Annotated in this window: 10 protein-coding genes; 3 read left to right on the top strand and 7 right to left on the bottom strand. The window is 64.7% G+C overall.

The genetic code is table 11. The features are described 5' to 3' along the window. Positions 1-117: 117 nt before the first annotated feature. On the top strand, positions 118-1,524 hold the full coding sequence (locus UW3_RS0106565) for an adenosylmethionine--8-amino-7-oxononanoate transaminase (protein WP_010221506.1): 1,407 nt from the start codon (positions 118-120) through the stop codon (positions 1,522-1,524). A gap of 99 nt (positions 1,525-1,623) precedes the next feature. Then, positions 1,624-2,343 carry a 16S rRNA (uracil(1498)-N(3))-methyltransferase gene (locus UW3_RS0106560; protein WP_010221505.1) on the top strand — a complete coding sequence of 240 codons (720 nt, stop codon included), beginning with the start codon at positions 1,624-1,626 and terminating at the stop codon, positions 2,341-2,343. Here the strand turns inward: UW3_RS0106560 and trhA are convergent. Genes trhA through pilG form a run of 7 tightly spaced genes read right to left on the bottom strand, consistent with a single transcriptional unit; the run spans position 2,340 to position 12,241 of the window. Continuing rightward, positions 2,340-2,957: a PAQR family membrane homeostasis protein TrhA gene (trhA, locus tag UW3_RS0106555; protein WP_010221504.1), complete on the bottom strand. Its 618-nt coding sequence runs from the start codon at positions 2,955-2,957 to the stop codon at positions 2,340-2,342. The two genes, UW3_RS0106560 and trhA, sit on opposite strands and share 4 nt — an antisense overlap. A 55-nt stretch (positions 2,958-3,012) precedes the next feature. After that, positions 3,013-3,480 (bottom strand): chemotaxis protein CheW, encoded by a 468-nt coding sequence (locus tag UW3_RS0106550; RefSeq protein ID WP_010221503.1) that lies wholly within the window; start codon positions 3,478-3,480, stop codon positions 3,013-3,015. Beyond that, a complete protein-coding gene (locus UW3_RS0106545) occupies positions 3,473-8,785 on the bottom strand; it encodes an Hpt domain-containing protein (RefSeq protein ID WP_010221502.1) in 5,313 nt (1,770 codons plus the stop codon). Before UW3_RS0106545 ends, UW3_RS0106550 begins: the two co-directional genes overlap by 8 nt. 25 nt (positions 8,786-8,810) lie before the next feature. Next, positions 8,811-10,856: a methyl-accepting chemotaxis protein gene (locus UW3_RS0106540; RefSeq protein ID WP_010221501.1), complete on the bottom strand. Its 2,046-nt coding sequence runs from the start codon at positions 10,854-10,856 to the stop codon at positions 8,811-8,813. Between the two features lie 15 nt (positions 10,857-10,871). Continuing rightward, positions 10,872-11,426: a chemotaxis protein CheW gene (locus UW3_RS0106535; protein WP_026001212.1), complete on the bottom strand. Its 555-nt coding sequence runs from the start codon at positions 11,424-11,426 to the stop codon at positions 10,872-10,874. Beyond that, entirely contained in the window at positions 11,423-11,788 is a 366-nt protein-coding gene (gene pilH, locus UW3_RS0106530) for a twitching motility response regulator PilH (RefSeq protein WP_010221499.1), read from the bottom strand. Before pilH ends, UW3_RS0106535 begins: the two co-directional genes overlap by 4 nt. A 42-nt stretch (positions 11,789-11,830) precedes the next feature. After that, positions 11,831-12,241, bottom strand: a complete 411-nt coding sequence (pilG, locus tag UW3_RS0106525; RefSeq protein ID WP_010221498.1) for a twitching motility response regulator PilG — start codon at positions 12,239-12,241, stop codon at positions 11,831-11,833. 314 nt (positions 12,242-12,555) lie between these two features. Here pilG and gshB point away from each other — a divergent pair, with 314 nt between their 5' ends. Then, positions 12,556-13,509, top strand: a complete 954-nt coding sequence (gene gshB / locus UW3_RS0106520) for a glutathione synthase (RefSeq protein ID WP_010221497.1) — start codon at positions 12,556-12,558, stop codon at positions 13,507-13,509. Positions 13,510-13,606: the final 97 nt, after the last annotated feature.

The raw sequence follows: 13,606 nt of genomic DNA, 5'->3' as shown, positions 1-13,606 counted from the left end.
CCACGCCCCCCCGCCAGCAACGCCAGCACCCTGATTGCAGCGCACGGGTTGTTCTCGGCCGGCGCATTGCATAGGCTTGCGCGGCATGTCCGAGCCGCCGTCGCCAGGAGAATCGAAATGGGCCTCAACCAACAGTGGATGCAACGCGACCTCAAGGTCCTGTGGCACCCCTGCACCCAGATGAAAGATCACGAACAACTGCCGCTGATTCCAATCAAGCGCGGCCAAGGCGTGTGGCTGGAAGACTTCGAAGGCAAGCACTATCTCGACGCCGTCAGCTCCTGGTGGGTCAACGTTTTTGGCCATGCCAACCCGCGCATCAACCAGCGCATCAAGGATCAGGTCGACCAGCTCGAACACGTGATCCTCGCCGGCTTCAGCCATCAGCCGGTGATCGAGCTCTCCGAGCGCCTGGTGCAGATCACCCCTGAAGGCCTGGACCGGGTGTTCTACGCCGATAACGGTTCGTCCTGCATCGAAGTGGCGCTGAAAATGAGCTTCCACTACTGGCTGAACAAAGGTCAGCCGGAGAAAAAGCGCTTCGTCACCCTGAGCAACAGCTATCACGGCGAAACCATCGCGGCGATGTCGGTCGGCGATGTGCCGCTGTTCACCGAGACCTACAAGGCGCTGCTGCTCGACACCATCAAGGTGCCGAGCCCGGACTGCTACCTGCGCCCCGAGGGCATGGGCTGGGAAGAACACTCGCGCACTATGTTCGCGGCCATGGAGCAGACCTTGGCTGAACACCATGCCACGGTTGCCGCCGTCATCGTCGAACCGCTGATCCAGGGCGCTGGCGGCATGCGCATGTACCACCCGGTGTACCTCAAGCTGCTGCGTGAAGCCTGCGACCGCTATGGCGTGCACCTGATCCACGACGAAATCGCCGTGGGCTTTGGCCGCACCGGGACGATGTTCGCCTGCGAACAGGCCGGCATCCGCCCGGACTTCCTGTGCCTGTCCAAGGCCCTGACCGGCGGCTACCTGCCGCTGGCCGCCTGCCTGACCACCAACGAGGTGTACAGCGCCTTCTACGACGATTACCCGACCCTGCGCGCCTTCCTCCACTCGCACAGCTACACCGGCAACCCGCTGGCCTGTGCCGCGGCGCTGGCGACCCTGGATATCTTCGAGCAGGACAACGTCATCGAAGCCAACAAGGCTCTCTCCCAGCGCATGGCCACCGCCACCGCGCACCTGGTCGACCACCCGCATGTCGCCGAAGTGCGCCAGACCGGCATGGCCCTGGCCATCGAGATGGTCCAGGACAAGGCCAGCAAGACCGCCTACCCGTGGCAGGAGCGCCGTGGCCTGAAGGTCTTCGAGCACGCCCTGAGTCGCGGTGCCCTGCTGCGCCCGCTGGGCAGCGTGGTGTACTTCCTGCCGCCTTACGTGATCACCCCGGAGCAGATCGACTTCCTTGCCGAGGTGGCCACCGAGGGCATCGACATCGCCACCCGCAGCAGCATCAGCGTGGCGGTGCCGGCTGATTTCCACCCTGACTTCCGCGATCCGGGCTAACCGCATCGCGGGTCAAGCCCGCTCCCACAGAGATCCCTGTAGGAGCGGGCTTGACCCGCGATGAGGCCCGCACTGCCAACACATTTTTAGAGTTAACCCATGAGACTGTCCCGCTTCTTCATCGACGCCCCCCTGAGCCTCGGCGCCCACGATCTGCCCGAAGCCCAGGCCCACTACATCGGCCGCGTGCTACGCATGGCCGCCGGCGACGCCGTGCAACTGTTCGACGGCAGCGGCCAGGAGTTTCGCGGCCAGTTGCTCGAAGTCGGCAAGAAAACCGTCCGCGTGCAGCTCGACGAAGCCTTCGCCGGTCAAGCCGACTCAAGCCTGCAGGTTCACCTCGGCCAGGGCCTGTCCCGCGGCGAGCGCATGGACTGGGCCATCCAGAAGGCCACCGAGCTGGGTGTCAGTGCCATTACCCCGATCGTCAGCGAGCGCTGCGAAGTGCGCCTGAAAGATGAGCGCGCCGACAAGCGCCTGGCCCACTGGCGCCAGGTGGCAATCAGCGCCTGCGAGCAGTGCGGGCGCTCCAGCGTGCCGGTGATTCACCCGCCGCAGCTGCTGGCCGACTGGCTCAAGGCCTGCGACGAAGACCTCAAGCTGGTCCTGCACCCGGTTGCTGAACCGATGGTCAGCCACCAGAAGCCGGCCAGCCTGGCCTTTCTGATCGGTCCTGAGGGCGGTCTGAGCGAAGCAGAAGTGGAGCAGGCCAAAGGCGCCGGCTTCCACGCCGCGCGCCTGGGCCCGCGGGTGCTGCGCACCGAAACCGCGCCGGTGGTGGCCCTGGCCGTCGCCCAGCAGCTGTGGGGCGACTTCTAGAGCACGTAGAAGAACACCGCGATGAAGTGCAGCAGGCTGCCGGCAATCACGAACAGGTGCCAGATGCCATGCCAATGGCGAAAGCGGCTGTCGTAGGCGAAGAAGATGATGCCGATGGTGTAGAACGCACCACCGGCCGCCAGCCAGGCAAAGCCTGCGGCGCCGAGACTGGCCAGCAGTGGCTTGACCGCCACCAGCACGATCCAGCCCATCAGTGCATAGATGATGATCGACATCACCCGCGCTTCGGAGCGCGGCTTGATCTCTTGCAGCATGCCGATCACCGCCAGCCCCCAGACTACCCCGAACAGGCTCCAGCCCCACGGCCCGCGCAGGCTGACCAGGCAGAACGGCGTATAGCTGCCGGCAATCAACAGGTAGATGGACAGGTGATCGAGCTTGCGCATGACCACTTTGGCCTTGCCGCGCACGCTGTGATAAAGCGTCGAGATGCTGTAGAGCAACAACAGTGTGAAACCGTAGATCGCCAGGCTGACGATCTTCCAGGGGTCACCTTGCAGGCTTGCCACCACCAGCAGCCAGATGGTGCCAATGCAAGCCAGCACGGCGCCGACCAGATGGGTCCAGGCATTGAAACGTTCACCGTGATACATGCAACAGGATCCTCCTGACTAGTAACAGGGCTCCCATCCTACACAGGCAAATGTTTCAAACCACCCCTGCGTTCACCAACAGCTGTTCCAGTGCAGGAAGATCCGGCACCCGCGCCACCTGTTCGCCCACCTGCACCGCCGCCATCTCCAGGGCGGCCAGCGGCACATCGACGTAGTTGAGCTGGCTGTCGAGCTTGCACGAGCGTGGAATGCCCTGCACCAGCAAGGCAACAAAGCGCAGCGGGCTGCTGCCCAGGGCATTGAGCACGACAATCCGCGCCCGCTCGCCAACCTGTAGCTGGCCGCCACAGGCCGATTCGAAGCTGAGCAGAGGCAAGCGCTGGCCACGCCAGTCGATCCAGCCAAGCAACCATTCAGGCGACGCCAGCACCGGGCTGCCGGCCTGAAAGCCGATCAGTTCGGCCACGGCAACGTTGGGCAGCACCAGGCAGCGATCGCTCAAGGGCAGCAGCAAGCCGGTCAGGCTGCTGCGCCGGTTATGCCGGGCGGGTTGTTCAAGCATCGCGGCGGCTCCATTGGGCAATACTCTGCAGCAGCACCGACTCTTGATAGGGCTTGCCCAGGTAGTCGTTGACGCCGATGGCCATGGCCCGGTCGCGGTGTTTCTGGCCGGTACGCGAAGTGATCATGATGATCGGCAGGTCCTCGAGCTTGGGATCGTGACGAATCTGTGTGGCAACTTCAAAGCCGTCCATGCGCGGCATTTCAATGTCCAGCAGAAGCACGTCCGGACGATGTTCCTGCAACAGGGCCATGGCGTCGACCCCGTCCTTGGCGGTCAGCACGTTCATGCCGTGGCGCTCGAGCAGCCGCCCGGTGACCTTGCGCACGGTCACCGAGTCGTCCACCACCATCACCAGCAGCGGCCGTTCCGGCACGCTGCCATGGTTTTCCCGGCGCAGACCTTCGCTGCTGCAATGGTGCTGGGCCAACTGCTGCTGCAGGCCGCGTAACTGGCCGAGCAAGTCGAGAATCAGCACCACCCGGCCATCACCCAGCAAGGTCGCCCCGGACAACCCCTGGACCGCAGCGAACTGCGGCCCCAGGCTTTTGACCACGATCTCGCGGCTGGCCGCCAGGCCATCGACCTGTACGGCGTACTGTTGATCGTGGGAATGCACCAGCAACACCGGCAGCGGCAGGCTCTGGCCCAACAGTTTCGGTTGCGCCGCGCCTTGCAGCAGCTCGCCCAGGTAGCGCAGCTCATAGCGGTGTCCGGCGTATCGGTAATGCGGCGGGTCGAGCTGGTAGCAGGCTTCAAGCTCGGCCGGCGGCACGCGGACGATGCCTTCTATGGTGTTCAGCGGAATCGCGTACAGCTCTTCACCGTACTGGACCATCAACCCACGGTTGATCGACACAGTGAACGGCAGGCGGATCAGAAAACGCGCGCCCTTGCCCGGCTTCGACTCGATCACCATCGAACCACCGAGCTGCTTGACCTCTTCATGGACCACGTCCATGCCCAGCCCTCGCCCGGAAATCTGGGTGATCTTCTCGGCGGTGGAGAACCCCGGCTGAAGGATGAACTGCATGATCTCGTGGTCGCTGAGCACCGCCGCAGGGTCGAGCAGCCCACGCTTGATCGCCTTGCGCCGCACGGCCTCAAGCGGCACCCCTGCACCGTCATCGGTCATTTCGATGACGATATCGGCGCCTTCATGCAACAGGTTCAGCGAGATCAGCCCCTGCTCCGGCTTACCGGCCGCCAGGCGCGCCTCGCGCGACTCCAGGCCATGGTCGACGGCGTTGCGCAGCATGTGCTCCAGCGGCGCCATCATGCGCTCCAGCACGCTGCGGTCCATCTCGCCCTCGGCATTGCCGATCACCAGTTCAACCTGCTTGCCCAGCTCGCTGGACACCTGCCGCACCACCCGCTGCAAACGCGGCACCAAGCGCTCGAACGGCACCATGCGGGTGCGCATCAGGCCTTCCTGCAGGTCGCTGTTGACCCGCGCCTGCTGCTGCAACAGGCTCTGCGCGTCATGGGCACGCACGCTCAGGGTTTCCTTGAGGTCAAGCAGGTCGGAAGCCGACTCGAACAGCGCCCGCGACAACTGCTGCAGTTGCGAATGGCGGTCCATCTCCAGCGGGTCGAAGTCATCGTAGGCCTGGCCGTCGCCGTCGGCCTGGCGGCTGAGAATGCGCCCCTGGGTTTCGGTATCCAGGCGGCGCAACTGGTCGCGCATGCGCTCCAGGGTGGTTTCCATCTCGTTCAGGGCCACCTGCGCATCGTTGACCTGCTGCTCGATGCGGCCACGGATGATCGAGTTTTCCCCGGCCAGGTTGCCCAGGTCATCGAGCAACTCCGAGGCCACCTTGACCATGTCGCCGGCGCCACGCTCAGGCGCGGTCACCGGCAGTTCCGGCGGCGCCGTGTCCGGGTGCGCCTGGCCGGCGGCGGTATCGGCCAATGCCGCGCTGCTGAAGTTGCGGATGTAGTCGATCAGCGCCGTAGCCGCGTGCAGCGGCTGTTGCAGGCGCACGGCATCGAGCATGTGGGCCAGGCGGTCATGACAGTTCTGCAGCAGGCTGAACAGCGCCGGGCTGGGTTGCAACTGGCCAGCGGCAAGCAGTTCGTAGAGGAACTCCAGCTCGTGGGCCAGGTCGCCGATCGGCCCGATCTCGACCATGCGTGCACCGCCCTTGAGGGTGTGCAGGTCACGCAGCAGGTTTTCGACCTCGACGCCATTGCGCGGCTCGGCTTGCCAGCGCAGCAGGGCCGCACTGGAGCTTTCGACCAGGTCGAGGCTTTCTTCGAGGAAGATCTCCAGCAACTCTTTGTCGCCAGCGTCCTGCTGCGCTTCGACAGGCTTATCCACAACCGCAGGCGGCGGTGCGTCATGACGGAACTCGCGCAGCGCCGCCAGCAGTTCGACCTGGGCTGCCGGCACCTGGTCTTGCTGCAATTGTTCGAGCATCTGCGCCAGTTGCTGGTGGCTGCGCTTGAGCAGGGCAAACAGCTCGGCACCGGGGCTGAAGCGCCGGTCCACCAGGCCTTCGTAAAGCAGCTCAAGCTCTTGCGCCAGCACTTCGAACGCGCCCATGGCGGCCATCTGTGCGCCACCCTTGAGGGTTTGCAGGTCACGGGCCAGCGACGACAGCGCCGAGGCGTTATCGGTATCCAGCAGCCAGCGCGCCAGGGCCTGGTCGGCACTGTCGAGAATGTCGTTGGCTTCATCGAGGAACAGCTCGAGCATGGCCGGGTCCGGTGCCTGGGCGGCCAGTTCGGCGGTGGCGCTGGCAAGCTCGGTGATTGCCCCGCCCTGGCTGCTGACCAGGCCCATGGCCGACGGTTCCAAGCCTTCGTCGAGCAGTTCGCGCAGGGCCTGCAAGCGTTCCGGACGCGGGTCGACTTCCTGGCCGGCGGCGATCTGGTCGAGCATGTCGATCAGCGCTTCATGGGCGCTCTGCGCCTCGCTGAAGAATCGCGGGCTGACCGCCAGGCTGCTCTCCTCCACTGCACCGTAGAGGTCGAGCAAGGCTTCACACAGTTCGTCCACCTGCCACAGGTCGGCCAGGTGCGCGCTCTGGCCGAGAGTGGTCAGTTCATCGAGCAGCGCATTGAGCTCCTGGCGCTCACCGGGATGCTCCTGCCAACGCAGCAGCAGCGACTCGGCGTCGAGCAGGATGTCCATGCCCTGGGCCAGGAAGCTGGCAATCAGTTGCGGGTCGCGCTTGACCCGCAAGCCCTGGCTCGGCGCCTCCAGCAACGCCTGCAGGCGCGCATCGACCACCTGGTGAATATCGGCAATCAGCGTCGCAGCCCCGGCAATCGGCGCCAACGGTGAACTGGAAAGCTGCTGCACGCCACGGCGCAGCAGCGGATCTGCGGTTTCCAGGAGGTAGATTTCTTCAAGATCAAAGGCCAGCAGATGGGCCTTGAACTCGCGGGCCAGTAAGTCCAGGGCACCGGCCAGCTCGGCAATCGGCAACACCCCGGCCATCGCCGCGCTGCCCTTGAGGGTGTGCAGGGCGCGCTGCAGGTTGTCGCTGACCGGCAGCGGCAGGTGCTGATCGGCCTCGCGCAAAAAGGCTTCGAGGCTGTCCAGGTGCCCCAGGGCCTCGTTGCGGAATATCTCCAGCAATTGCGGGTCAATGGCTTCGCTGGCCACGGCCTCGCTGTGCGGGTCATTCATGGCCAGCGCATGCAGATGCGTCGCCAATTGCTCAATCTCGGGATGGGCCGGCGCCAGGGCCTGGGCAAACTCGCCAAGCAGCGCAGGCATCTCATCCAGGGCTTGTTGCAACGCGGCGAAGGGCGCCGCGCCAATCTCCACCCGGCCTTCGAGCACACGGTTGAGCAGGTGCTCCGCCGCCCATGCCAGTTCCGCCAGCGCCTGGGCGCGGACCATGCGCCCACTGCCCTTGAGGGTGTGCAGGCCGCGGCGCAGTTCGATCAGGGCTTCGCGATCGGCGCTGTCGGCTTGCCAACGGGCCCACATTTCATTGAGCAACGGCAGCAGCTCGTTGGCTTCTTCAAGGAATATCTCGCGCAACTCGTCATCGATCGGCATGACGTCAGGCGCAGCTACCGCCGGCACCTCTATCACCGCAGGTTCCGGCTCAAGGCGATAACCCAGGGCAGCAAGGCTGTGCTGGGCCGCCTCGAGGAACCGCGAGGGATTGGCCTGGGGGTCGGCAATCAGCCATTGCAGGTAACACTCGCAGGCACTCAAGGCCTCGGCCAGATGGCTCAGGGCCGAAGGCTCAGCGAGGGTTTCGTTGCCCAGCAGATGCTCATGTACATAGTCGCCGCAGTGGCCGATCAACGCCGCTGCCCGCGGCAGCATCAGCATCGCCAGGGCGCCACGGATTTGCTGCAGCAAGCCAGGCAGTGGTTGCAGGCGTTGTGGCTGCCAGCCAGCATCCAGGCAATCGCCGATCAGGTCCTTGACCTGTTGCAACACGGCTAAGGCCTCTTCAAGCACCAGTTGCCGAATCTCGGCCAGATCGGTGCCCGGCAGCGGGCTCTGGCTGCTCTGCTCCAGCGGCCCGACCATGCCGGCCAGGGTTGCCTCGACATACAGCAACGCCCCGGCGATATCCATCAACAGCGCATCGGCCGGCTCACGCTGGCCCTGGGCCAGGCTTTGCAGCACCAGCACCTGATCGATGATCACTCGGCGCGGCTGGCCAAAGCCGAGCACGGCCAGGGTGTCGGCGATCTGCCGCAGCGGCGCCAGCAACGGCTCCAGCTCGTCCAGATGCTGGCGATCGCCACGCACGAACTGGTCCAGACGCTCCTTGACCCGCTTGAGGTCTTCGCACAAAGCGGCGACCACCGAGCGCAGCGCATCGCGATCAGGCCCGGCCTGCAGGCGATCGCGCCAGGTCCCCAGGTACAGGTCGAGGTTGGCCAGTTCTTCAGCGTCAGCGGGGCTACTGGTCAGTAGGCTGTCCTGTGCCAGGGGCTCGGCGCCGCGCTCGGCACGCAGCTGGTTGAGCACCGGCAGCACCACCAGCGGCAGGTCACGGCGGGCGCTGCGCAGGCGCTCAAGGTACAGCGGTAATTGCTCCAGGCCGCGAAACAGTGCGCCCAGCGCTTCACCGCGCTGGCTGGCCCGGCCCTGGCGCAAGGCCAGACCCAGTTGTTCCATTTCTTCGGCGAGCAGGGCCGCGCCATTGAGCTCGAGCATCAGCAGGCTTCCGCGCACCTGATGCAGCTGTTCGACGAAGCCATCGAGTACGGCCTCATCTCCGGGCTCGGCGGCGAAGTGCTCCAGGGTCAGGCGCGCCTGGCCCAGGCAGTCGGCAATCGCCCCTTTGACCCAGGCCAGTGCTACCGTATCGTGCCGATCCGCCATAACTGCTCCCATCACCATGAGGCCCTCAACGCGGCGGTGTCGGCGGCAAGGTAAAGCCGGACACCGAGCGGCGCATTTCACTGGCCATGCGCGCCAGGTTGCCAATGCTTTCGGCGGTGGCGGTAGAGCCAGCCGAGGTTTGCGAGGTGATCTGCTGGATTACCGACATGGTATGCGAGATCTGCCCGGCCGAAGAGGTCTGCAGCTGGGCGGCATCGGAGATGCTGTGAATCAGGTCGGCGAGGGTCTGGGATACGCCTTCGATTTCCGCCAGGGCCACCCCGGCATCCTGGGCCAGGCGTGCGCCGCGCACCACCTCGGCGGTGGTCTGCTCCATGGAGATCACCGCCTCGTTGGTGTCGGCCTGGATGGTCCGCACCAGCGCTTCGATCTGGCGCGTGGCCGACGACGAGCGCTCGGCCAGGCGTTGCACTTCATCGGCAACCACGGCAAAGCCACGCCCGGCTTCACCGGCCAGCGAGGCCTGGATCGCCGCGTTGAGGGCGAGGATGTTGGTTTGGTCAGCAATGTCGTCGATCAGGCTGACGATATCGCCAATCTCCTGGGACGACTCGCCCAGGCGCTTGATCCGCTTGGCGGTGTCCTGGATCTGTTCGCGGATGTTGTCCATGCCGTTGATGGTGTTGTGCACCACCTCGTTGCCCTTGTTGGCGATGGCGACCGAACGCTCGGCCACTTTCGCCGACTCGTAGGCGTGGGTGGACACCCGGTCGATGGACTCGGCCATGTCGCCCACCGCCACCGAGGCATCGCTGATCTGCTGGGCCTGGTGTTCGGAGGCCTTGGCCAGCTGGCGCGCGGTGTTCTGGGTGTCCTGCACGGCGGCGGCCACCTCCTCGGCACTGAGGTTGATGGTCGCCACCAGGTCGCGCAGTTGGTCGATGGAGTAATTGATCGAGTCGGCGATGGCGCCGGTGAAGTCCTCGGTGACCGAGACCGTCACAGTCAAATCGCCATCGGCGAGGTCTTCGATTTCGTCGAGCAGACGCATGATCGCCTGCTGGTTGCGTTCGTTTTTCTCGGCGGTTTCGCGCAGCTGGCGGTGAGTGGTACGCACCATCACCAGGCCGATGAGGATGATCGAAGCCAGCGCCAGCAAGCCCAGCACATAGCCGCCGACGGTATCCAGAGTGCGCCCGCCGGCCAGGTTCTCGAAGCCGGTGGCCAGTCGCGAAGCCTCATCGAGCAGGGTTTGCGACAGACCGAAGATACTCCCGGCGGCTTCGCGGACACGGAACAGTTCAGGCGAGGTTTCAAGGATCTCGTCGACCGAGCCTGCGACGAACTGGAACAGTTCGGCGATCTCGGCCAGCCGCGCGCGGGCATCGGGGTCTTGCACGCGGGTAACCTGGATCGCTTCGTTGCCGCCGAGCATGGCTTCGAGCACCTGGCCGAAACGGCTGGCGTCGCGGCCGAAGGCATCAGCGGCCTGAACCGCAGTGTCATCCCCGGCCAGAACGGTGTTGACCGAACCGAGAATGCGCTCTGCCAGCAGCGACTGGCGCTGGGCCACGGCGACCTGGCTGGCCGGGGCGCCGCTCTGCAACAGAATCTCGACGACCTTCTCGTACTCCACCTGCAACTGCGGCACGGTTTCGGCCAGGGTCGCGGCGACCTGGTGCAGCGACAGCACGGTCTGTTCACTGGCAAGAATCGCGTCGGTGTTCTTGCGCAGGTTTTCCCAGTCGCGCAGCACCGCGTCCATTTCCTTGCGCACCGCCGGCGGCGCGGCAGGCAGGCCGGTACTGCTATCACCCTTTTTCAGGTAGCCCCAGCGCTGTTCGAAATCATTGCGCGCCTCGCTCAGCAGGCGAAAGGCCACAGCCTTGCCGGCCGCCGCTTCAGTGGCGTTCTTGGCAATGCGCTGGGACAGCACGCGCAGCTCGCCGGCATGGCCGATGTACTGCTTGTCGTAATTGGCCTGGGTGTTGAGGTAGGCGAAGTTGGCGAACAGCAGGATGATCGACAGGATCAGCACCACGAACAACGCCGCGATCTGCGCGCTGCTGCGGGAACCCTGGGGCGATGGAGCCGTCTTGGTGGTAGTCACGGAGGTGGCATTCCTTTACAACGCGACGTCGAGGAAACCCGGCGCCTGGGCCAGGGCGAAGGGGCTGAAGATCGCCCAACTGCGCTCACGCTGAAAATGCCCCTGAACGAAGGGCGCGGCAGCGCTCAATAACGGAGTTGGCGGCGACAGGTCGAGGTTGTGCAGCGCAAAGTGCTGCAAACCCAGCACCTCATCGACCAGCAACCCGGTAAACAACTCGTCATGGTCGAGTACCAGCACCCGTCGCTGCTTGCGTGGGGCCGACAGGCCGAGGCCGAAAAAACCGCAGAGGTCCATCACCGGCAACAAGCGGCCGCGCAGGTTGGCCACCCCGCTGACCCACGGCTTGACTCCGGGAATGCGGCTCAGACGCGGCTCGTGCAGGACTTCGGCGACTTCGCCCATGGGCGCGACGAACCACTGCTCGGCGATGCGAAAGCCGATGCCGCTCCAGCTCTGCAGGCGGGTTTCCTGCAACGGCAGGTCGGCGGCCAGCAGCCGGCAACGCCGGTCGATGTCCAGCAGCAGCTCGAAAGCCGTCAGCGACTCGCCCATGGGCTGGCTGGTCAACCTTTGAGCACGGCGTTGAGCTTCTTGATCAGGGTGTCTTCGTCCACCGGCTTGGTCAGGTAGTCCCTGGCGCCCTGACGCTGGCCCCAGACCTTGTCGGTTTCCTGGTCCTTGGTGGTAACGATGATCACCGGAATGTGCGCGGTCTCAGGGGTCTTGCTCAACTGGCGGGTGGCCTGGAAGCCGTTGACCCCGGGCATGACGATATCCATCAGCACCGCGTCGGGCTGTTCCTGGCGGGCCAGGGCCACGCCGTCGGCGCCGTTTTCGGCCTTGAGCACCTGATGCCCGTGTTTTTCGAGCATACCGGTCAGTTTGTACATTTCGGTCGGCGAGTCGTCGACGATCAGAACTCGGGCCATGCTGTTCCCCATGAAGGAATAGACGCCTGCGGCGGCGCAGCGTCAGGGTGCGTGTTGTTCTTCTGCAGCGAATCCCGGCACATGGGCCTTGATTGCGTCCAGCAGTTCTTCCTTGCTGAAAGGCTTGGTCAAAAATTGATCAGAACCGACGACGCGGCCGCGGGCCTTGTCGAACAGACCATCGCGAGACGACAGCAAAATCACTGGCGTGTCCTTGAAGGTGCTGTTCTGCTTGATCAGGGCGCAGGTCTGGTAACCGTCCAGACGCGGCATCAGCACGTCGACGAAAATGATCTGCGGCTGGTGGTCGATGATCTTGGCCAGGGCATCGAAACCGTCGATGGCCGTGATGACCTCACATCCTGCTTCGCTGAGCAATATCTGGGCGGTGCGGCGAATCGTCTTGGAGTCGTCGATCACCATCACCTTCAATGCCGCGCCGGGCTGTTCCATAATTGCTCTACCATCGCTGCTCGCTATGAGCGGCAAGCTACAAGTTTCTAGCGGCAAGAAAAAGCAGGGTGAACGCGGCGTGCTTTTTCTTGTGGCCTATGGCTTGTGGCTTGCAGCTGGAGACGGCCTCGCAGGCCACGTGCCAGGCCTTTTTAGCACACTCTGGGGGGTGCATTCCATCGGCCCGCGCCGACGCCCGCCGCAGCACCGGCCAGGATGCGTTTTTCCCTTGACCGCCAGCGCCGCGAGCGCCACCCTGACGCCACTTTTCATTCGAGCCAATGCGGCCCATTGCCGCTGAGAGGATTTAGCCCATGAGCGTTCGCCTCGGGATTGTCATGGACCCCATTGCGCGCATTTCCTATAAAAAGGACAGCTCGCTGGCCATGTTGCTGGCCGCCCAGGAGCGCGGCTGGTCGCTGTTCTACATGGAGCAGCAGGACCTCTACCAGGGTGCCGGCCAGGCCCGCGCGCGCATGCGCCCGCTGAAAGTCTTCGCCGACCCGGAGCACTGGTTCGAGCTCGACGCCGAGCAAGACTGCGCCCTGAGCGAGCTGGACGTGATCCTGATGCGCAAGGATCCGCCGTTCGACATGGAGTTCGTCTACAGCACCTACCTGCTGGAACAGGCCGAAGCCGCCGGCGTGCTGGTGGTCAACCGCCCGCAGAGCCTGCGCGACTGCAACGAAAAACTGTTTGCCACGCTGTTCCCGCAGTGCACGCCGCCGACCCTGGTCAGCCGCCGCGCCGACATCCTGCGTGAATTCGTCAACCAGCAGGGCGACACCATCCTCAAGCCGCTGGACGGCATGGGCGGCACCTCGATCTTCCGCCATCGCCCGGGCGATCCGAACCTTTCGGTGATCCTCGAAACCCTGACCGGCAACGGCACCCAGCAAATCATGGCGCAAGGCTATCTGCCGGCCATCAAGGACGGCGACAAGCGCATCCTGATGATCGACGGCGAGCCGGTGCCCTACTGCCTGGCGCGCATCCCCGCCTCTGGCGAAACCCGCGGCAACCTTGCCGCCGGTGGCCGTGGCGAAGCCCGCCCACTGACCGACCGCGACCACTGGATCGCCGAACAGGTCGGCCCGACCCTGCGCGAGAAGGGCCTGCTGTTCGTCGGCCTGGACGTGATCGGCGAGCACCTGACCGAAATCAACGTCACCAGCCCGACCTGCATCCGCGAGATCGACAATGCCTTCGGCACCAAGATCGGCGTGCAGTTGATGGATGCCATTGATCGCAAGCTCAAGGCGCGCTGACAGCCGACGCGGAGCAACCGCGCAGAGTGGGGTATCATGCCGGTCGTTTTTATGACCTGGGCACCTGCTCTGCCGGTTTTTCCCGGGTTTTGCAGCT

The sequence above is a fragment of the Pseudomonas donghuensis genome (genome assembly GCF_000259195.1).
GTDB classification, from domain to species: Bacteria; Pseudomonadota; Gammaproteobacteria; order Pseudomonadales; family Pseudomonadaceae; genus Aquipseudomonas; species Aquipseudomonas donghuensis.
This window is presented reverse-complemented; position numbering and strand designations above follow the sequence as displayed.